Source organism: Pseudomonas lini (genome assembly GCF_030812475.1).
In the GTDB taxonomy this organism is placed as follows: Bacteria; Pseudomonadota; Gammaproteobacteria; order Pseudomonadales; family Pseudomonadaceae; genus Aquipseudomonas; species Aquipseudomonas lini_A.
The window spans coordinates 758,685-779,620 of record NZ_JAUSSR010000001.1 but is presented as its reverse complement, the minus strand read 5'-3'; the positions used below and the strand labels follow the sequence as shown (position 1 = coordinate 779,620).

18 protein-coding genes are annotated in these 20,936 nt (G+C 60.5%); 9 read left to right on the top strand and 9 right to left on the bottom strand.

What is annotated here, in order from left to right; all coding sequences use genetic code 11:
* Positions 1–123: 123 nt before the first annotated feature.
* The 6 genes from cysG to ftsK all read right to left on the bottom strand — a co-directional run bounded on the left by cysG (position 124) and on the right by ftsK (position 7,760).
* Positions 124–1,518, bottom strand: coding sequence for a siroheme synthase CysG (gene cysG, locus J2W17_RS03490; protein ID WP_307329222.1), 1,395 nt, complete (start codon positions 1,516–1,518; stop codon positions 124–126).
* Positions 1,519–2,799: a serine--tRNA ligase gene (serS, locus tag J2W17_RS03485; RefSeq protein WP_307329219.1), complete on the bottom strand. Its 1,281-nt coding sequence runs from the start codon at positions 2,797–2,799 to the stop codon at positions 1,519–1,521. It abuts the gene before it with no gap.
* A 16-nt stretch (positions 2,800–2,815) separates the two neighbouring features.
* Complete coding sequence (crcB, locus tag J2W17_RS03480; RefSeq protein ID WP_307329218.1) at positions 2,816–3,190, bottom strand: fluoride efflux transporter CrcB; 375 nt, start codon at positions 3,188–3,190, stop codon at positions 2,816–2,818.
* Complete coding sequence (locus J2W17_RS03475) at positions 3,190–4,512, bottom strand: replication-associated recombination protein A (RefSeq protein WP_307329215.1); 1,323 nt, start codon at positions 4,510–4,512, stop codon at positions 3,190–3,192. Before J2W17_RS03475 ends, crcB begins: the two co-directional genes overlap by 1 nt.
* Positions 4,513–4,663: 151 nt before the next feature.
* Entirely contained in the window at positions 4,664–5,287 is a 624-nt protein-coding gene (gene lolA, locus J2W17_RS03470) for an outer membrane lipoprotein chaperone LolA (RefSeq protein ID WP_128871298.1), read from the bottom strand.
* Between the two features lie 64 nt (positions 5,288–5,351).
* The gene (gene ftsK / locus J2W17_RS03465) at positions 5,352–7,760 is read right to left on the bottom strand and encodes a DNA translocase FtsK (protein WP_307329206.1); all 2,409 of its coding nucleotides are present in this window, start codon (positions 7,758–7,760) and stop codon (positions 5,352–5,354) included.
* Positions 7,761–8,066: 306 nt separating this feature from the next.
* Between ftsK and trxB the strand changes: the two genes are divergently transcribed.
* The 4 genes from trxB (at position 8,067) to infA (ending at position 10,885) form a co-directional block, all read left to right on the top strand.
* The gene (trxB, locus tag J2W17_RS03460) at positions 8,067–9,026 is read left to right on the top strand and encodes a thioredoxin-disulfide reductase (RefSeq protein WP_307329203.1); all 960 of its coding nucleotides are present in this window, start codon (positions 8,067–8,069) and stop codon (positions 9,024–9,026) included.
* A 65-nt stretch (positions 9,027–9,091) separates the two neighbouring features.
* Positions 9,092–9,772: a leucyl/phenylalanyl-tRNA--protein transferase gene (aat, locus tag J2W17_RS03455; protein WP_307329200.1), complete on the top strand. Its 681-nt coding sequence runs from the start codon at positions 9,092–9,094 to the stop codon at positions 9,770–9,772.
* 75 nt (positions 9,773–9,847) lie between these two features.
* Positions 9,848–10,555, top strand: coding sequence for an arginyltransferase (locus J2W17_RS03450; RefSeq protein ID WP_307329198.1), 708 nt, complete (start codon positions 9,848–9,850; stop codon positions 10,553–10,555).
* Positions 10,556–10,666: 111 nt separating this feature from the next.
* A complete protein-coding gene (infA, locus tag J2W17_RS03445) occupies positions 10,667–10,885 on the top strand; it encodes a translation initiation factor IF-1 (protein ID WP_002553999.1) in 219 nt (72 codons plus the stop codon).
* Positions 10,886–11,127: 242 nt separating this feature from the next.
* Here the strand turns inward: infA and clpA are convergent, their stop codons facing one another.
* Together clpA and clpS are read right to left on the bottom strand one after the other, a co-directional pair.
* Positions 11,128–13,398 (bottom strand): ATP-dependent Clp protease ATP-binding subunit ClpA, encoded by a 2,271-nt coding sequence (clpA, locus tag J2W17_RS03440; RefSeq protein WP_150631143.1) that lies wholly within the window; start codon positions 13,396–13,398, stop codon positions 11,128–11,130.
* A gap of 30 nt (positions 13,399–13,428) precedes the next feature.
* Positions 13,429–13,812, bottom strand: coding sequence for an ATP-dependent Clp protease adapter ClpS (clpS, locus tag J2W17_RS03435; protein ID WP_064678733.1), 384 nt, complete (start codon positions 13,810–13,812; stop codon positions 13,429–13,431).
* Between the two features lie 219 nt (positions 13,813–14,031).
* On the opposite strand from clpS, the gene J2W17_RS03430 reads away from it, so the two are divergent.
* Complete coding sequence (locus J2W17_RS03430) at positions 14,032–14,331, top strand: cold shock domain-containing protein (RefSeq protein WP_307329190.1); 300 nt, start codon at positions 14,032–14,034, stop codon at positions 14,329–14,331.
* Between the two features lie 62 nt (positions 14,332–14,393).
* Here J2W17_RS03430 and icd read toward each other — a convergent pair whose 3' ends face one another.
* Complete coding sequence (gene icd / locus J2W17_RS03425) at positions 14,394–15,650, bottom strand: NADP-dependent isocitrate dehydrogenase (protein ID WP_307329187.1); 1,257 nt, start codon at positions 15,648–15,650, stop codon at positions 14,394–14,396.
* A 496-nt stretch (positions 15,651–16,146) separates the two neighbouring features.
* On the opposite strand from icd, the gene J2W17_RS03420 reads away from it, so the two are divergent.
* The 4 genes from J2W17_RS03420 (at position 16,147) to hflD (ending at position 20,862) form a co-directional block, all read left to right on the top strand.
* Positions 16,147–18,372 carry an NADP-dependent isocitrate dehydrogenase gene (locus J2W17_RS03420; RefSeq protein ID WP_307329185.1) on the top strand — a complete coding sequence of 742 codons (2,226 nt, stop codon included), beginning with the start codon at positions 16,147–16,149 and terminating at the stop codon, positions 18,370–18,372.
* A 218-nt stretch (positions 18,373–18,590) separates the two neighbouring features.
* Complete coding sequence (locus J2W17_RS03415) at positions 18,591–19,037, top strand: NUDIX hydrolase (RefSeq protein WP_307329180.1); 447 nt, start codon at positions 18,591–18,593, stop codon at positions 19,035–19,037.
* 59 nt (positions 19,038–19,096) lie between these two features.
* Positions 19,097–20,242, top strand: coding sequence for a tRNA 2-thiouridine(34) synthase MnmA (gene mnmA, locus J2W17_RS03410; RefSeq protein ID WP_307329177.1), 1,146 nt, complete (start codon positions 19,097–19,099; stop codon positions 20,240–20,242).
* Positions 20,239–20,862, top strand: a complete 624-nt coding sequence (gene hflD / locus J2W17_RS03405; RefSeq protein ID WP_064678738.1) for a high frequency lysogenization protein HflD — start codon at positions 20,239–20,241, stop codon at positions 20,860–20,862. Before mnmA ends, hflD begins: the two co-directional genes overlap by 4 nt.
* Positions 20,863–20,936: the final 74 nt, after the last annotated feature.

Sequence of the window (20,936 nt, the reverse complement as noted above, 5' to 3'; positions counted from 1 at the left end):
GTGGTTTTGAGGCCCTCTTCGCGAGCAGGCTCGCTCCCACAGTTGGTTTGTGTCGTTCACAAATCCCCTGTGGGAGCGAGCCTGCTCGCGATGGGCCGGGGTCGCACTCGACCGACTCGGTTTCTAGAGTTGCCCCTGAGCCCCTTCGAACCACGCCAGTTTCTCGCGCAGTTGCACCACTTCCCCAACAATCACCAATGTCGGCGCATGCACTTCATGCTCCGCCACCAGCTGCGGAAGGTCGGCCAAGGTGCCGGTAAACACCCGCTGATTGACCGTCGTGCCCTGCTGAATCAACGCCGCCGGGGTATCCGCCGCGCGACCGTGCTTGATCAACTGCTCGCAGATGATCGGCAACCCCACCAACCCCATGTAGAACACCAGGGTTTGCGCCGGCGCGACCAGATCGGCCCACGGCAGATCGGTGGAGCCGTCCTTGAGGTGACCGGTGACGAACCGCACCGACTGCGCGTAATCGCGGTGGGTCAGCGGGATCCCGGCATAGGCCGCGCAACCGCTGGCTGCGGTGATCCCCGGCACGACCTGGAACGGGATGCCATGGGCCGCCAATTCCTCGATCTCTTCACCACCGCGGCCGAAGATAAACGGATCGCCACCCTTCAGGCGCACCACACGCTTGCCGGCCTTGGCCAGATCCACCAGGCGCTGGTTGATCTGGTCCTGGGGCACGGCGTGTTCGGCGCGGCGTTTGCCGACGTAGACCCGCTCCGCATCGCGACGGCACAAATCGAGAATCGCCGGCGCCACCAGGCGGTCATACAGCACCACATCGGCTTGCTGCATCAGGCGCAAGGCGCGGAAGGTCAACAGGTCCGGATCACCCGGGCCGGCGCCGACCAGATAGACTTCGCCCGTTGCATCCGGAACGTCACCGGCAATTTTCGCCAGCATCAGACGCTCGGCTTCGGCGCCCTGCCCGGCCAGTTGCCGATCGGCAATCGGGCCCTGGAACACGTCTTCCCAGAATGCCCGACGCTGCTGCACATCCGGGAACAGGCGTTTGACCTGGCCGCGAAAACGCGCCGCCAGACCGGCCAGTTGCCCATAGGTGGACGGAATCCAGGTTTCCAGTTTGGCGCGGATCAAGCGTGCCAGCACCGGCGCATCGCCGCCGCTGGACACCGCGATGATCAACGGCGAACGGTCGACGATCGCCGGGAAGATCACGCTGCACAGGGCTGGCGCGTCCACCACGTTGACCGGCACGCAACGCCGACGGGCATCGGCGGAGACTTGTGCGTTGAGCGGTTCGTCGTCGGTGGCGGCGATGATCAGCCCGCAACCGTCCAGATCGGCCTCGACGTAGCCGCGCACCAGGCACTCGCCACCGCTGCCGGTCACCAGTTCGCGCAGTTGCGGTTCGATCTGCGGTGCGACCACCCGCAGCAGTGCACCGGCTTCGGCCAGCAGGCGGGATTTGCGCAAGGCAATCTCCCCGCCGCCGACGACCAACACACGACTGCCGCGAAGGTTATGAAACAGCGGCAGATAGTCCATTTAGCCGATGACCTCGATGCCACCCATGTACGGTTTCAGCACCTCTGGCACACGGATCGAACCGTCGGCCTGCTGGTAGTTTTCCAGCACTGCCACCAGGGTACGACCGACCGCCAGGCCGGAACCGTTGAGGGTGTGAACCAGCTCGGGCTTGCCGGTTTCCGGATTGCGGAAACGCGCTTGCATCCGCCGGGCCTGGAAGTCGCCGCAGTTGGAGCACGAGGAGATCTCGCGGTACTTGTCCTGGCTCGGGATCCACACTTCCAGGTCGTAGGTCTTGACCGCGCTGAAGCCCATGTCGCCGGTGCACAGCGCCAGGGTGCGGTATGGCAGTTCCAGCAGTTGCAGGACTTTCTCTGCGTTGGCGGTCAGGCCTTCCAGCGCGTCCATCGAAGTCGACGGCTCGACGATCTGCACCATCTCGACCTTGTCGAACTGATGCTGGCGGATCATGCCGCGGGTATCACGCCCCGAGGCGCCGGCTTCACTGCGGAAGCACGGGGTGTGCGCCACGAACTTGATCGGCAGCAGTTTCGAATCGACGATTTCGCCAGCGACGATGTTGGTCAACGACACTTCAGCGGTCGGGATCAGGTACAGATCGGCTTCGCCTTCACGGGCGATCTTGAACAGGTCTTCTTCGAACTTCGGCAGCTGACCGGTGCCGTGCAGCGCCGGCGCCTGGACCAGGTAAGGCGTGTAGGCCTCTTCGTAGCCGTGTTCGCTGGTGTGCAGGTTGATCATGAACTGCGCCAGGGCGCGGTGCAGACGGGCGATCGGGCCGCGCAACAGGGCGAAGCGCGCGCCGGACAGCTTGGCGGCGGTTTCGAAATCCAGCCAGCCGAATTTCTCGCCCAGGGCCACGTGGTCCTGAACGGGAAAATCGAACGCCGTCGGCGTGCCCCAGCGGCGCACTTCAACGTTGCCTTCTTCGTCGTCGCCGATCGGCACCGATTCGTGCGGCAGGTTGGGGATACCGAGCAGGATCGAGTCCAGATCGGTCTGGATCGCGTCCAGCTCGACTTTACCCGCGCTCAATTCGTTCGCCATGCGCTCGACATCCGCCATCAGCGGCGCGATGTCTTCACCGCGCTGCTTGGCCTGACCGATGGATTTGGAACGCGCATTACGCTCAGCCTGCAGTGCTTCGGTGCGGGTCTGGACGGTCTTGCGCTGTTCTTCCAGCGCTTCGATGCGCGCAACATCCAGGGTGTAGCCCCGGGATGCCAGGCGGTCCGCTACGTCCTGAAGGTTGCTACGTAACAGTTTTGAATCGAGCATGTCGGTTTCTCGTTTATCAAAGTTTGGTCAAGGACAGGCCGGCCCAGGTGGCAAGCAGCCCGCCGAATACGCTGATTGCCGCATAGCCCAGGGCCAGCGGCACTTGCCCGCTTTCCAGCAAGCGCACCGTATCCAGTGAAAAGGATGAAAAAGTCGTCAGCCCCCCGAGGAAGCCGACAATCAACCCGGCGCGCACCTCGAAAGGCACCTCCGGGCGAATCAAAAACAGACCGTATAGAACGCCGATCAGCAGACAGCCCACGATATTAACGGCCAGCGTCGCGGTATAGAAGTGCCGCGGCCAATTAGCGTTGACCCAATTGCCGGCAGCGAAGCGCAACAGCGTGCCGGCGACGCCGCCGAGGGATACCGCAACGATCAATGGCAGCACTATTTTCTCCGCTGCCGGGGGCTGAGACGGTCGAGTTGCGCAAGGTGATTGAGTTTCTCGCCGATCTTCAGCTCCAGGCCACGGGGCACCGGCTGATAGAATCGCTGCGGCTCGAGCTCTTCCGGGAAGTAGTCTTCGCCCGCGGCGTAGGCATCCGGCTCATCGTGGGCATAACGGTATTCATCACCGTAACCCAGTTGTTTCATCAATTTGGTCGGGGCGTTGCGCAGGTGCAGCGGCACTTCCAGCGAACCGTGTTCGGTGGCGCTGCGCAGGGCGGCCTTGAAGCCCATGTACACCGCGTTGCTTTTCGGCGCGCAAGCCAGATAGGTAATGGCCTGGGCTACAGCCAATTCGCCTTCGGGGCTGCCGAGGCGCTCCTGCACTTCCCACGCTGCCAGGCACAGGCTCAGGGCTCGCGGGTCGGCGTTGCCGATGTCCTCGCTGGCCATGCGCACCACGCGCCGGGCCAGGTACAGCGGATCGCAACCGCCGTCGATCATCCGCGCGAACCAATACAACGCACCGTCGGGGTTGGAGCCGCGCACCGATTTATGCAGCGCGGAAATCTGGTCGTAGAACGCTTCGCCACCCTTGTCGAACCGCCGACGGGTATCGCCCAGCAGGCTTTGCAGCAGATCGACACCGATCTCGCTATTGTCTTCGGCCAGGTCGGAGGCGTTTTCCAGCAGGTTGAGCAGGCGTCGGCCATCGCCATCGGCCGCCGACAGCAGCATCTGGAAGCCTTCATCGCTGAGGGTCAGTTGGCGTTTGCCCAGGCCACGCTCTTCGGTCAGCGCGCGATGCACCAGCTTGCGCAGGGCCGCTTCGTCGAGGCTTTTGAGCACGTAGACCCGTGCTCGGGACAGCAATGCGTTATTGAGTTCGAACGAGGGGTTTTCGGTGGTCGCGCCGATGAAAATCAGCGTACCGTCTTCGACATAGGGCAGGAACGCATCCTGCTGGGACTTGTTGAAGCGGTGCACTTCGTCGACGAACAGGATGGTGCGCTTGCCGTATTGACCGGCCTGCTGTTTGGCGATTTCCACCGCCTGGCGGATTTCCTTGACCCCGGCCAGCACCGCCGACACCGTCTCGAAGTGCGCATCCGAGACTTCCGCCAGCAGCCGCGCCAGGGTGGTCTTGCCCACCCCCGGCGGGCCCCAGAAAATCATCGAGTGCAGGGCACCCTGCTCCAGGGCTTCACGCAAAGGCTTGCCGCGAGCGAGCAGGTGTTCCTGGCCGACGTACTCGTCCAGATTGGCCGCACGCAAACGGGCGGCCAAGGGCTGAGCAATCGGGGCACTGCGAAACAGGTCCATCACTACTTATGAAACCTCACTGTGAACGCCGCAATTCCTGTAGGAGCTAGCTTGCTAGCGATGGTCGTAAACGATAACGCGGCATGCCTGACACCCCGCGGTGCCCTGAAGTCCATCGCGAGCAAGCTCGCTCCTACAGGGGTTTTGCGTTTTATTCCTGGATCACATCCGCGCCTTTCGGGATCACGAACTTGAACTTCGACGCCGCAATCGGCTCGTTGGCCTTCACGCCCGTGAACAGGATATTGGTGCGCTGGCCGACGCTGTCGATCAGCTGCATATCATTGACCAGACCGTTGCGGAACGACAGACGCAGGCTGTCGAACAGCGTGTCCTTGGTTTTCGGCTTCAAGGTGAAGTCAATCACGCCGCCGGCTTCCTTGGCGCTGATATCGAAGCTCTGGCTGATCTTGGACACATCACCGGACAACAGCAACGCCGGCGTCTGGGTCAGGCGCAGGTCGAGGGTCTTGATGGTCACCTGTTCCAGGTCCGGGTCCCACAATGTCACCTTCTTGCCGTCGGAGACCATGGTTTGCTCGGCCGGCGCATCGGTGTGCCAGTAGAACAGGCCCGGGCGCTGCAACGACATTTCACCCGCCGTTTCCTGCAATTGGGTGCCGCCGCCGTCGAGGGTCAGCTGGGAGAAACGTGCGGTCAGGGTCTGGGATTTTTCCAGCAGTTGGGTCAGGCGCGCCACGTCCTTGTCATCGGCGTGGGCCGAGAGCGTGGTCAAAGCCAGAACCGGCAGCAACAGCATGCGGATAAGACGCATGGGAGTCCTCTTGATATTCGTGGGAGTGGGGGGGCGCACTTCAGACGCCACCTTTTTATTCAAATCAGTCGCGTACCGGGCCAGGCGCCAGGACTTCACGGGAACCGTTGGTGTTCATCGACGTCACGACCCCGGCCATTTCCATGGCTTCGATCATGCGCGCGGCGCGGTTGTAGCCGATTTTCAGCTTGCGCTGCACCGCGGAGATGGAGGCGCGACGGCTTTCCAGAACGAACTGCACGGCTTCGTCATAAAGCGCATCGGTTTCGGGATCATCGTCGCCACCGCTGCTGCCGCCATCGAAACCGCTGCCCGGCTCTTCGACACCGGCGAGGATCTCGTCGTTGTATTCCGGCGCGCCGCGCAGTTTCCAGGCTTCAACCACCCGGTGCACCTCGTCATCGGACACGAACGCACCATGGACACGGATCGGCAGGCTGGTGCCCGGGGGCATGTACAGCATGTCACCGTGGCCCAGCAGCTGTTCGGCACCACCCTGGTCGATGATGGTCCGCGAGTCGATCTTGCTCGACACCTGGAACGCCATGCGCGTCGGGATGTTCGCCTTGATCAGGCCGGTGATCACGTCGACCGACGGACGCTGGGTCGCGAGGATCAAGTGGATACCGGCCGCTCGGGCTTTCTGGGCGATCCGGGCGATCAGTTCTTCAACCTTCTTGCCGACGATCATCATCATGTCGGCAAATTCGTCGACGACCACGACAATGGTCGGCAGCTTGGTCAGCAGCGGCGCTTCGTCGTGAATGCTTTCGCGCTTGTACAACGGATCGGTCAACGGCTCGCCGGCGTCCTGGGCTTCCTTGACCTTGGCGTTGAAGCCCGACAGGTTACGCACGCCCATCTTCGCCATCAGTTTGTAGCGACGCTCCATCTCCGCCACGCTCCAGCGCAAGGCGTTGGCCGCGTCCTTCATGTCGGTCACCACCGGGCACAGCAGGTGCGGAATACCTTCGTAGATCGACAGCTCGAGCATTTTCGGGTCGATCATGATCAGCTTGGCGTCTTCAGGGCCGGACTTGAACAGGATCGACAGGATCATCGCGTTCACACCCACCGATTTACCAGAGCCTGTAGTACCGGCCACCAGCAAGTGCGGCATTTTCGCCAGGTCGGTGATGACCGGCTTGCCGCCGATATCGTGACCCAGGGCCAGGGTGACCGGCGACTTGAAGTTATCGTACTCGGGAGTCGACAGCACTTCGGAGAACCGCACGATCTGCCGGTCTTCGTTGGGAATCTCGATGCCGACCGTGGTTTTGCCCGGGATCACTTCCACCACGCGCACGCTGGTCACGGCCAGGGAACGGGCCAGGTCTTTCGCCAGGTTGGAAATGCGGCTGACCTTGACGCCTGCCGCGGGCTGGATTTCGTATCGGGTAATCACCGGGCCCGGGTGAATCGAATCCACCGAGACTTCGACGCCGAATTCCTTGAGCTTGATTTCCAGCAGGTGGCCCACCGCAGCCAGGGATTCAGGCGAATAATTGAGCTGTTTCTTTTCCGCCGGGTCGAGAATCGAGATCGGCGGCAAGGTGCCTTCCACCGCGCTGTCGACGAACAGCGGCGCCTGTTTCTCTTTTTCCACGCGCTTGCTCGGGGCTGCGGGTTTCGGCGGCGCCGGGGCGATAACCGGCGGCACCTGCTTCTCGCGGTCCGACATGTGCTTGGTCAAGGCTTGTTCGCGCTCGATCAGGCGCTCCTTGACCTTGGCCTGCTCGCGCTTGTCGGTGACGCTCGGTGCCACCACGTCATGCACGCGCTCATCGACTTCACGTAACTGCGCCACCAGTTGCTTGCGCTCGACACGGGCGGCCCACCAGCGATTGGCCGCGCCCTGGAACAACTCGAACAGGTCCAGCGTAATCTTGCCCGTGACGTCCATCACCTTGAACCACGACAGGTCGGTGAACACCGTCAGGCCGAACAGGAACAGTGCGATGAACAGCAAGGTGCTGCCCTGGATGTTCAAGGCATTGCGGGCCACGTCGCCGAGGCTTTCACCCAGCGCGCCGCCAGCGCCGGCCGGCAGACCGGTCGCCGCGTGGAAATGGATGTGCGCCAGGGCCGCTCCCGACAATACCAGGAACACCAGGCCGATCAGGCGCCAGGAGAACAGCCAGCCGCTCCATTGCCAGGGTTCGTGGCGCTGACGGAAGATCTGCCAGGTCTTGATCGCCAGCAGCAGCGGGAAGATGTAGGCGAAGTAGCCCAGCACCATGAACAGGATGTCGGCGCTGTACGAACCGGCCGGGCCGCCGAAATTCTGCACGTCGTCGATCTTGCTGTTGTGGCTCCAGCCCGGATCGTCCTTGCCATAGGTCAGCAAGGCCATCATCAGGAACAGGCACAAGGCACCGACGGCGATCAATGCACCTTCCTTGAGTCGGTAGTGCAATTGCTGGCGCCAGAGCGGAACGACGGCTGGTTTAGGTGCTGCGGTGGATTTCTTCAAAACGCTTCTTTTCCTGCGCCTATGGCGCGTCCATCTGTTGAATGACTATAAAAAACTGCCTGAACCCGGCAGGTAAAAAAGTTAACAGGCGCAACTGGGACTACTTTTAACATTGCGCCCCGGCTTTTATAAACACGACTCGCAATGCTTATTTTGTTACAAGCGCGCTCACAGCAGGCATTGTACGGGTTTGTTCGTCCGTTGCCATGCTTGCGGTCCCCGGGTGTAGCATAGTCAACGGGTCTGGCATGCGGTTCAATTTGAGCATGCATTCTCTTTCGTGACAAAGGCTTATGAGGTGTTTTTATGAGCGAAGCGAAGCATTCCCGCCTGATCATTCTGGGTTCCGGCCCTGCCGGTTACAGCGCGGCCGTTTATGCCGCCCGCGCCAACCTCAAACCCGTGGTCATTACCGGCATACAGGCAGGTGGCCAGCTCACCACCACCGTCGAAGTCGACAACTGGCCTGGCGACGTCGAGGGACTCACCGGCCCGGTGCTGATGGAACGCATGCAAAAACACGCCGAGCGCTTTGACACAGAGATTGTTTACGACCACATCCACACGGCCAAGTTGCAACAGCGTCCGTTCGAGCTCATTGGCGACAGCGGCCGGTACACCTGCGACGCACTGATTATCGCCACCGGCGCCTCGGCGCAATACCTGGGGCTGCCCTCGGAGGAAGCCTTCGCCGGCAAAGGAGTGTCGGCCTGCGCGACCTGCGACGGCTTTTTCTACCGCAAACAGGTGGTCGCGGTGGTCGGCGGCGGCAACACGGCGGTCGAGGAAGCGCTGTACTTGTCGAACATCGCCAGTGAAGTCCATCTGATTCACCGGCGCGACAAATTGCGCGCCGAGAAGATCCTGCAGGACAAACTCTTTGAAAAAGCCGCCAACGGCAATATTCGCCTGCACTGGAATCAGAACCTGGATGAAGTGCTTGGCGATGCCAGCGGCGTGACCGGCGCCCGCCTGCGGGACAGTCACAGCGGCGAAACCCGCGAATTGCCGCTGACCGGGGTCTTCATTGCCATCGGCCACAAACCCAACACCGACCTGTTCCAGGGCCAGCTGGAAATGCGCGACGGCTATCTGCTGGTCAAGGGTGGCAGCGAAGGCGATGCCACCGCCACGGCGATCCCGGGCGTGTTTGCCGCCGGCGACGTGGCCGATCACGTTTACCGCCAGGCCGTCACGTCCGCCGGGGCCGGCTGCATGGCCGCACTGGACGCCGAAAAATACCTCGACGACATTCCGACCGTTTGACGGCACACTTCAAGGCGGGCCTGACAGCCCGCCACTGCCCTCCCCTTCTGTAAAGCCCGGATGCCATGCTGACTTGGTTACAACGCAACACCCTGACCTTCCCGCCGCTGGACAAGGCCATGCGCGATCCCAACGGGCTGCTGGCGGCGGGCGGCGACCTGTCTGCCGACCGCCTGATCAAGGCTTATCGCCATGGCTGTTTTCCGTGGTTCTCGGAAGGCCAGCCAATCCTCTGGTGGTCGCCGGACCCACGCACAGTGTTATTTCCCGACGAACTGCATGTCTCGCGCAGCCTGAACAAATTGCTGCGCCAACAACGTTATCAAGTGACCTTCGATCGGGATTTTGCCGCGGTTATCCGCGCGTGCGCCGCGCCGCGGGAACACGCCGACGGCACCTGGATCACCGACGCCATGCAGGATGCCTACCTCGAGCTGCACAAGCGCGGCTATGCGCATTCGGTGGAGGTCTGGGACCAGGGTGAACTGGTCGGCGGGCTCTATGGCCTGGCCATGGGGCAGCTGTTCTTCGGCGAATCGATGTTCAGCCGCGCCGACAACGCGTCCAAATATGGCTTTGCCACACTGGTGCGACATCTGGAAGACTCAGGTTTTGTGCTGATCGATTGTCAGATGCCCACTGACCACTTGCACAGCCTCGGCGCCCGGGCGATTCCCCGGCGCGAGTTCGCCGGCTACCTGGCGCGACACCTGGACCAACCCAGCCGCGCCACCTGGGTTTGCTGAGCGACTTTGGCCCACGTGTCATACACTTATTCAAAAGCGCTTACACTTATTCAAAAGCTTATCCGAGGGTTGATCATGACCGAGTTGGCGCGCTTGAAGTTTTATGCCACTCAGCCCCACTCTTGCAGTTATCTGCCCGAGGAGCAGGCCACGACCCTGTTCCTCGACCCTAGCCAGCCCATGGATGTGCATGTCTACGCAGACCTGTCGGAAATGGGTTTTCGTCGCAGCGGCGATCATCTGTACCGGCCCCATTGCCAGAATTGCAATGCGTGCGTACCGGCGCGCATTCCAGTGGCGCAGTTTTCCCCAAATCGTCAGCAAAAGCGCATCTTCAAGCGCAACGCCGATCTGCACGTCCGTCCGGCCAAGCCCCAGTTCAGCGAAGAGTATTTCGACCTCTATCAACGCTACATCGAGCAGCGGCATGCCGATGGCGACATGTACCCGCCAAGTCGCGATCAATTTTCGACTTTCCTGGTGCGGGACCTGCCGTTTTCCCGGTTCTATGAATTTCGTCTCGAAGGCCGGTTGGTGGCCGTGGCTGTCACCGACTTGCTGCCCAACGGTCTGTCGGCGGTCTACACCTTCTACGAGCCCGATGAAGAGCGCCGCAGCCTGGGGCGCTACGCGATCCTCTGGCAGATCACCGAAGCACGGCGACTGGGCCTGGAAGCGGTCTACCTCGGCTATTGGATCAAGAACTGCAAAAAAATGAGCTACAAGACGCAATATCGCCCCATCGAACTGCTGATTAATCAGCGCTGGGTCATCCTGAACTAGAGCAAGCCCTAAACCCCTTGGCTTAAACCCCATTTTTCGGGCACAATGCACGCCGCTTTTGCCTGGCGCAGTTGCACCGGGCCATTCATTGGACACCGAGGGCTTTACTGCATGTCGAAAGAAGACAGCTTCGAAATGGAAGGCACTGTCGTCGACACCCTGCCCAACACCATGTTTCGCGTGGAGTTGGAAAATGGGCACGTCGTAACCGCGCATATATCCGGCAAGATGCGCAAGAATTACATTCGTATTCTTACCGGTGACAAAGTGCGCGTCGAGCTGACGCCCTATGACTTGAGCAAAGGGCGCATCACTTACCGCGCTCGCTAATCAGGTCAATACAAAACGCCCGGTTTATGCCGGGCGTTTTTGTTTGTCTGAAATTTACCTGCAGTCCCCCACCGCCCAATGTGGGAGCGAGCCTGCTCGCGAAAGCGGTCTGCTAGCCAACATCTTTAATGAATGTGCCGGCCTCTTCGCGAGCAGGCTCGCTCCCACATGGGGGGGCGGTGTAGATCCGACAGACAGCAAAAAGGCGCCTTTCGGCGCCTTTTGCTTTGTTGCGGTTAACCTCAGGCCATTTCAGCCGTGGTCTCGAACTCGAAGGTCAGCTCGCCGTCCTTCAGATCGATATGCACCACGCCACCATGGTCGGCCAGTTCCCCAAACAGAATCTCTTCCGCCAGCGGACGCTTGATCTTGTCCTGGATCAAACGCGCCATGGGTCGAGCGCCCATTGCCGAGTCGTAGCCACCGGCTGCCAGCCAGCTGCGCGCCGCGTCTGTCACTTCCAGCTGCACACGCTTGTCTTCCAACTGCGCCTGAAGCTCGGTAAGGAACTTGTCCACCACGCTCTTGATGACCTCATGGCTGAGGCGACCAAACTGGATAATGGTGTCCAGACGGTTGCGGAATTCCGGCGTGAAGCTCTTCTTGATCACTTCCATCGCATCGGACGAGTGGTCCTGATGGGTGAAACCGATCGAAGCACGGGCTGCGGTTTCGGCGCCGGCGTTGGTCGTCATGATGACGATCACGTTACGGAAGTCCGCCTTGCGCCCGTTGTTATCGGTGAGCGTACCGTGGTCCATGACCTGCAACAGCAGGTTGAAGACTTCTGGATGCGCCTTCTCGATCTCATCGAGCAACAGCACGCAGTGAGGCTGCTTGGTGATGGCTTCGGTCAGCAGGCCGCCCTGGTCGAACCCGACATAGCCTGGAGGCGCACCGATCAGACGCGATACGGTGTGGCGCTCCATGTACTCGGACATGTCGAAACGCACCAGTTCGATCCCCAACGCCTTGGCCAACTGACGCGCCGCTTCGGTTTTACCTACACCGGTCGGGCCTGCGAACAGGAACGAACCGACAGGCTTGTCAGGCGACTTGAGGCCGGCACGGGACAGTTTGATCGCGGTCGACAGCGAGTCGATCGCGGCATCCTGGCCAAATACCGTCAGCTTCAGGTCACGCTCAAGGTTACGCAGCAGCTCTTTGTCGGAGCTGGTGACGTGTTTTGGCGGAATTCGCGCGATTTTCGCGACGATGTCCTCGACCTGAGGCACTTCGATGCGTTTCACGCGCTTCTCGATCGGCTGCAGGCGCTGGTAGGCACCCGCCTCGTCGATGACGTCGATGGCCTTGTCCGGCATGTGCCGGTCATTGATATAGCGCGAGGCCAGCTCAGCCGCCGCACGCAATGCTTCATCGCTGTATTCGATGCCGTGGTGCGCTTCGAAACGCCCCTTCAGGCCGCGCAGGATACCGATGGTGTCTTCCACCGACGGCTCCGACACATCGACCTTCTGGAAGCGCCGGGCCAAGGCACGGTCCTTCTCGAAGATCCCGCGGAATTCCTGGAAGGTGGTCGAACCGATGCAACGGATATCACCGGATGACAGCAACGGCTTGAGCAGGTTCGAGGCGTCCATCACGCCACCGGACGCGGCACCCGCACCGATGATGGTGTGGATCTCGTCGATGAACAGGATCGCCTGCGGACGTTTTTTCAGCTCATTGAGCAGCGCCTTGAAACGCTTCTCGAAATCGCCGCGGTATTTGGTCCCGGCCAGCAGAGCCCCCAGATCGAGGGAATACACCACGCTATTGGCCAGCAGATCCGGCACCTGGTTGTCGACAATGCGCTTGGCCAGGCCTTCGGCAATCGCGGTTTTACCCACGCCTGCCTCGCCCACCAGCAACGGATTGTTCTTGCGACGACGCGCCAGGATCTGGGCGACACGCTCGACTTCCAGCTCGCGGCCGACCAATGGATCGATACGACCCTGGCGCGCGAGTTCGTTGAGGTTGCTGGCATAAGCATCCAGGGGATTGCCTGAAGAAGAAGACTCACCGCCCTCGTCGTCCTGCATATCTTGCTCACCTTCAGAGTGATCGCCGTGCCCCGGCACTTTGGAAATGCCATGGGCGATGTAGTTGACGACATCGATCCGCGCGACGCTCTGCTGTTTAAGCAGGAACACCGCCTGACTCTCTTGTTCGCTGAAGATCGCAACCAGCACGTTGGCGCCGGTCACTTCGCGTTTGCCCGAGCTCTGTACGTGAAAGACAGCACGCTGCAATACACGCTGGAAGCCCAGGGTTGGCTGGGTTTCACGATCCTCGTCATGGACGGGGATCAATGGCGTGGTCGAGTCGATGAACTCCTGCAGATCATGCTTGAGTTTGTCGAGGTTTGCGCCGCAGGCACGCAAAACGGTGGCGGCAGCCTCATTGTCCAATAGGGCCAGCAGGAGGTGTTCGACGGTCATGAATTCATGACGCTTCGATCGGGCCTCCTTGAAGGCAAGATTGAGGGTGACTTCGAGCTCGCGGTTTAACATAGCTTCACCTCATACCCAAGTGGTCGGCGATTAACCGTCCTTCTCGATTTCACAGAGTAGCGGATGCTGGCTTTCCCTGGCGTACTGGTTGACCTGCATGGCCTTCGTCTCGGCGATGTCGCGGGTAAACACTCCACATACTGCCCGTCCTTCTGTGTGGACGGCCAGCATGACCTTGGTCGCCAGCTCGCGATTCAGGTTAAAAAACACCTCGAGCACTTCGACGACGAAATCCATCGGTGTGTAGTCATCGTTGAACAAAACCACCTTGTACATCGGTGGTGCCTGTAACGCAGGCTTTGCTTCCTGAACAGCAATGCCCGCTGAATCGTCGTCGTGTTCCTCCGGACGATCTGTTTGGAGAGTCGGACGATCCTGATTGAATGTTAGTCGAATCTGGCTGATTGCATGCATGGAAAGAAAGGTTCGTCAGTTGTGCGAATACAGTGGTGGGGGCGACCATCGTCGATTTCAACTCCGACTGCCTGGTCACCTTGACTATCGGCAAAACGGTGTTACAACCAATAGAGCCCACAGTGGGTAAAAAAGGTCCGCGGAGTCAACCTTATTTCCAAGAAATGACTGCGGATGTACTGGATGATACTCCAGTGATGGAGTCTGTTGCAGAGGGATATGGGTATGTCATGTGTGAAGGTCAGCGGCAAGGTGAAATGGTTCAACAACGCCAAGGGGTTCGGCTTCATCAACACCGACGCCAGAGAAGGCCGCAACGAGGATGGCAGGGAAATCGATTTCTTTGCCCACTATTCGGCCATTGAAATGGACGGATACAAAACCCTCAAGGCCGGGCAAGCCGTAGACTTCGAGATCGTCCAGGGCCCTAAAGGATTGCACGCAGTCAAGATTACGGCCGCTGCTATCGGGAAGGAGCAGACCGCGCCCGCCATCCAACAGGAAACCGTCTCGACCTGACGCAACCCGCCATCCAGTCATAAGAAAACCGCCCGAAGGCGGTTTTTTTGATACCTGCTCCCTTACATGTGCGAGATCAGCGCATCGCCGAAGCCTGACGAGGACACCAGCTTGGCGCCTTCCATCAAGCGCTCGAAGTCATAGGTCACGGTCTTGGCGGAGATCGCGCCGTTGGTGCCCTTGATGATCAGGTCGGCCGCTTCGGTCCAGCCCATGTGACGCAGCATCATCTCTGCCGACAGGATCAGCGAACCCGGGTTGACCTGGTCCTTGCCGGCGTACTTCGGCGCAGTACCGTGGGTCGCTTCGAACATGGCGATGGTGTCGGACAGGTTGGCGCCTGGCGCGATACCGATACCGCCCACTTCGGCCGCCAGGGCGTCGGAGAGGTAGTCGCCGTTGAGGTTCAGGGTCGCGATCACATCGTATTCGGCCGGGCGCAGCAGGATCTGCTGGAGCATGGCATCGGCGATGGCGTCCTTGACGACGACATTCTTGCCGGTTTTCGGGTTCTTGAACTGCATCCACGGACCACCGTCGAGCAGGGTCGCGCCGAACTCTTCAGCCGCCACTTCGTAGGCCCATTCCTTGAAGGCACCTTCGGTGAACTTCATGATGTTGCCTTTGTGCACGATGGTCAGCGAATCGCGATCGTTGTCGACTACGTATTGCAGGGCCTTGCGCGCCAGACGCTTGGTGCCTTGCAGCGAAACCGGCTTGATGCCGATACCGCAGTTTTCGTCGAAACGGATCTTGGTGACGCCCATTTCATCTTTGAGGAACTTGATGACCTTGGTCGCTTCCGGCGAACCGGCCTTCCATTCGATGCCGGCATAAATGTCTTCCGAGTTTTCGCGGAAGATGGTCATGTCGACGTCGCCTGGCTTCTTGACCGGGCTAGGCACGCCTTCGAACCAGCGCACCGGGCGCAGGCAGACGTACAGGTCGAGTTGCTGGCGCAGGGCCACGTTCAGCGAACGGATGCCGCCGCCGACCGGAGTGGTCAGGGGGCCCTTGATGGACACCACGTAATCCTTGACCGCGTCCAGGGTTTCCTGGGGCAGCCAGGTGTCCTGATCGTAAACCTGAGTCGCTTTCTCCCCGGCGTAGACTTCCATCCAGGAAATTTTGCGTTCGCCGCCGTAAGCCTTCTTAACAGCAGCATCGACAACCTTGATCATGACCGGGCTGATATCAACCCCAATGCCGTCGCCTTCGATGAAGGGGATGATCGGGTTATTAGGAACATTGAGAGAATGGTCTGCATTGACGGTGATTTTGTCGCCGACGGCTGGAACCTGAATCTTCTTGTAACCCATGCTGAACTCCATTGATTGGATTGAACATCTGGCTTGGTTCGAGCGTAACCCAGTTAATTCGGCGCGCAAACCCTATGTTCCATCCATCTGCCGCAAAGCTGTGCGGTTCAGGGTCTACAAGCCTGTAAGCAAAGGGAAAAGCGCCAAACTCAAGCACGGTGCAAGACTCTACGCCCCGCACTGCCCTGCGACCTTTAGACCAATGGACGTCAATCGATGTGTGTGATCCATCGGCAGATTGCCAGCTACCTATGTATAATGCCGCCCGCTGACCACAGAGTCACGACGGCCGATCTGTCTGCTACAAGGCTTTGGGCCCGAAAAAGCAGGACCGCTACCGCGATCCACCCGCTTGACGCTCGACTGATGCACCCAACATCACCGCGCACAAATCTCGACATTCGGCTCATGGATGACTTTGAACGAACGCGCTTACCCGGCGCCCCTCGAGTTTTTCTGCGCATGCTTTAGCAAAGAAGAGAGAGTTAATCCGAATATGCCCACCCGCTCGAAGATCATCTATACCTTCACCGACGAAGCTCCCGCCCTCGCCACCTATTCACTGTTGCCTATCGTAGAGGCCTTCACCGCCTCCGCCGATATCGCCGTGGAAACCCGCGATATCTCTCTTGCAGGGCGCATCCTGGCCAGCTTCCCCGAGCAACTGGGTGACAAAGCCGTAGCCGACCACCTCGCCGAACTGGGCGACCTGGCCGTCACGCCTGAAGCCAACATCATCAAATTGCCGAACATCAGCGCCTCGGTTCCGCAACTGCAAGCCGCGATCAAAGAGCTGCAAGCCCAAGGCTTCGCACTGCCGGACTATCCGGAAACCGTGACCAGCGACGCCGACAAGCTCGCCAAGTCGCGCTACGACAAGATCAAGGGCAGCGCCGTGAACCCGGTCCTGCGCGAAGGCAACTCCGATCGTCGTGCGCCGCTGTCGGTCAAGAATTACGCGCGCAAGCACCCGCACAAAATGGGCGCCTGGGCTGCAGACTCCAAATCCCACGTTGCGCACATGAATACCGGCGATTTCTACGGCAGCGAAAAAGCCGCCCTGATCGACGCCGCCGATGCCGTTAAAATCGAACTGATCGCTCAAGACGGCACCATCACTGTCCTGAAAGAAAAGACCAGCGTGCAAGCCGGTGAGATCCTCGATTGCGCAGTCATGAGCAAAAACGCGCTGCGCAGCTTCATCGCCGCCGAAATCGAAGACGCCAAAGCCAAGGGCGTGCTGCTGTCGGTTCACCTGAAAGCCACCATGATGAAGGTCTCCGACCCGATCATGTTCGGCCAGATCGTTGCCGAATTCTACAAAGACGCGCTGGCCAGGCACGCTGACGTGCTGGCACAGATCGGCTTCAACCTGAACAACGGCATCGGCGACCTGTACGCTCGCATCAAGGCCCTGCCGGCTGAGCAGCAAGCGCAGATCGAAGCGGACATCCAGGCGGTCTACGCCGTTCGTCCGTCGCTGGCGATGGTCAACTCCGACAAAGGCATCACCAACCTGCACGTGCCGAGCGACGTCATCGTCGACGCCTCGATGCCGGCCATGATCCGTGATTCCGGCAAGATGTGGGGCACCGACGGCCAACTGCACGACACCAAGGCGGTGATCCCGGATCGCTGCTACGCCACCATCTACCAGGCGGTGATCGAAGACTGCAAGGCCAACGGCGCTTTCGATCCGACCACCATGGGCAGCGTGCCGAACGTTGGCCTGATGGCGAAAAAAGCCGAAGAGTACGGCTCGCACGACAAGACCTTTCAGATCAAGACCAACGGTGTTGTCCGCGTCAGCGACAGCAAAGGCGGCCTGCTGCTGGAACAGTCGGTTGAAGCCGGCGACATCTTCCGCATGTGCCAGACCAAAGACGCGCCGATCCAGGACTGGGTCAAACTGGCGGTCAACCGTGCTCGCGCAAGCAGCACCCCGGCCATTTTCTGGCTGGACCCGATGCGCGCCCACGACGGCGTGGTGATAGAGAAAGTTCAGGCTTACCTGAAGGATCACGACACCGCTGGCCTGGATATCCAGATCATGGCGCCGGTCGACGCGATGAAGTTCACCCTGCAGCGCACCCGCTCTGGCCTCGACACCATATCGGTGACCGGCAACGTCCTGCGCGACTACCTGACCGACCTGTTCCCGATCATGGAACTGGGCACCAGCGCCAAGATGCTGTCGATCGTGCCGCTGATGAACGGCGGCGGTCTGTTCGAAACCGGCGCTGGCGGTTCGGCTCCGAAGCACGTGCAGCAGCTGCTGGAAGAGAACTTCCTGCGCTGGGATTCCCTGGGCGAGTTCCTGGCCCTGGCCGCCTCCCTCGAGCACTTGGGCGTGACCTACAACAACCCCAAGGCGCTGGTACTGGCCAAGACCCTGGACCAGGCCACCGGCCAGTTCCTGGACAACAACAAGTCGCCATCGCGCAAAGTCGGCAACATCGACAACCGCGGCAGCCACTTCTACCTGGCGCTGTACTGGGCACAAGCCCTGGCCGCCCAGACCGAAGACACTGCACTGCAAGCGCAGTTTGGCGAGCTGGCCAAGGCCCTGACCGAGAACGAGGCAACCATCGTTGCCGAGCTCAATGCCGTTCAGGGCAAGCCAGTGGACATCGGCGGTTACTACCACGCCAATGCCGAACTGATCAGCAAGGCCATGCGCCCGAGCAACACCTTCAACGCGGCGATCTCCGCGCTGGTTTAAGGTTGTAAGGCTGCATCACAAACCCCGGCCATGTGCCGGGGTTTGTGTTTTTGGCGTTCACACGTATTTATCTGCCGAACCAGATCCCCTGTAGGAGCTGGCTTGCCAGCGAAGGCGGTCTATCATTCAACATCGTCATTGACTGACCCACAGCTTTCGCTGGCAAGCCAGCTCCTACAGGGGCCCGTGTTTAAACCTTCAACATTTGAGGAAGCTCTATGGACTGGAAACCCCACATCACCGTCGCCACCATCGTCGAAGACAATGGCCGCTTCCTGATGGTCGAAGAACTCAAGCACGGACGAACGGTACTCAACCAGCCCGCCGGTCACCTCGATCCGGACGAAACCCTGATCGACGCCGCCATACGCGAAACCCTCGAGGAAACCGGCTGGGACGTCGAACCCACCGGCGTGGTGGGCATTTACCTCTACACCGCCCCCAGCAACGGCGTGACCTACCAGCGGGTCTGCTTCAGCGCAAAACCGCTCAAACACCACCCGGACTATCAGTTGGACGACGGTATCGTCGGCGCAAAATGGCTGACGCGTGACGAATTGCTCGACCAGCGCGCAAACTGGCGCAGTGAGCTGATCATCCGCTGTATCGATGATTATCTGGACGGCAATCACTTCGGTCTCGAACTGATCCGCCCTTCTCTTTAGCCTTGCGGGCTTGGGCCTGCTAGAATCGCGTCCTTTTTCAAGACACTCATTGAATCCCTATGCGTGATCCAGCCCCTTCTGACACACAAAAGAAGCGCGTCATTGTCGGCATGTCCGGCGGCGTGGACTCTTCCGTTTCCGCTCTCCTGCTGATCGAGCAGGGTTATGAGGTGGAAGGCCTGTTCATGAAGAACTGGGAAGAAGACGATGGAACGGAATACTGCACCGCCATGGACGACCTGGCGGACGCCCAGGCCGTGTGCGACCGGATCGGCATCAAGCTGCATACCGCCAACTTCGCCGCCGAGTACTGGGACAACGTGTTCGAGCACTTCCTGGCCGAATACAAGGCCGGTCGCACGCCGAACCCGGACATCCTCTGCAACCGCGAGATCAAGTTCAAGGCGTTCCTCGACTACGCCATGATGCTCGGTGCCGACCTGATCGCCACCGGTCACTATGTGCGCCGCCGCGACATCGAAGGCCGCACCGAGCTGCTCAAGGGCCTGGACCCGAACAAGGACCAGAGCTACTTCCTGCACGCTGTCGGTGGCGAGCAGATCGCCAAGACCCTGTTCCCGGTCGGCGAACTGGAGAAACCCGAAGTGCGCGCGATCGCCGAGAAACACCAGCTGGCCACCGCGAAGAAAAAGGATTCCACCGGGATCTGCTTTATCGGCGAGCGCCGCTTCAGCGACTTCCTCAAGCAGTACCTGCCGGCCCAGCCGGGCGAGATCAAGACCACCGAAGGTGAAGTCATCGGCCGTCACCACGGCTTGATGTACCACACCATCGGTCAGCGTCAGGGCCTGGGCATCGGCGGCCTGAAAGACGCCGGTGACGAACCCTGGTATGTGCTGATCAAGGACCTGGAGCACAACGAGCTGATCGTTGGCCAGGGTAATGACCACCCGTATCTGTTTTCCCGCGCCCTGCTCGCCTCGGAGATCTATTGGGTCAACCCGATCGACCTGACCGAGCCGCGCAAGCTGACCGCCAAAGTACGTTATCGCCAGGGCGATCAGCCCTGCACCCTGGAAAAGACCGCCAGCGGCTACCGCGCGATCTTCGATGACCCGCAACGCGCGGTCACCCCGGGTCAATCGGTGGTGTTCTACGACGGTGAAATCTGCCTCGGCGGCGGCGTGATCGAAATCGCCGAACCCTGGACCAGCAAGAGCGCCAGCAAGGGCCAAGCCCAATGAACCCGACCCAGGAGCAATTGACGGCACTGGGCGGGGTGTTTCTCGCCGCGGTGCTGGTCGACAAGATCGCCAAGACCGGCCAGACCACCGAAGCCGGCCTGACCTGCATGCTCGGCAGCCTGCTGATTCGTGACCCCAAGGACACCCTGGAAGTCTACGGCGGCGACGACCTCAATCTGCGTGAAGGCTACCGTGCCCTGATTGGCGCCCTGGAGCGCGACCCCAGCACCCTTCAGCGCGAACCGCTGCGTTATGCCCTGGCCATGCTGGGCCTGGAGCGCCAGCTGGCCAAGCGCGGCGACATGCTGGACGAAATCGGCAAGCGCCTGCCGCAGATCCAGTCCCAGGTCGAGCACTTCGGCGCGGCCCACGAAAACGTGATCGCGGCCTGCGGCGCGCTTTACCAGGACACCTTGAGCACCCTGCGCCAGCGGATTCAGGTCCACGGCGACATGCGCAACCTGCAGCAACCGAGCAACGCCTCGAAAATCCGCGCCCTGTTGCTGGCCGGGATCCGTTCTGCACGCCTGTGGCGGCAACTGGGCGGTCATCGCTGGCAGCTGGTGATCAGTCGACGCAAGCTGTTGAAAGAACTTTACCCGCTGATGCGCAGCAGCTGAACCGCGCCCGCAACACCTCTGGTTTTTTGTAACGCGTAATACGCCGGTCAGTTGGCAACGGACCGGCGGATTTT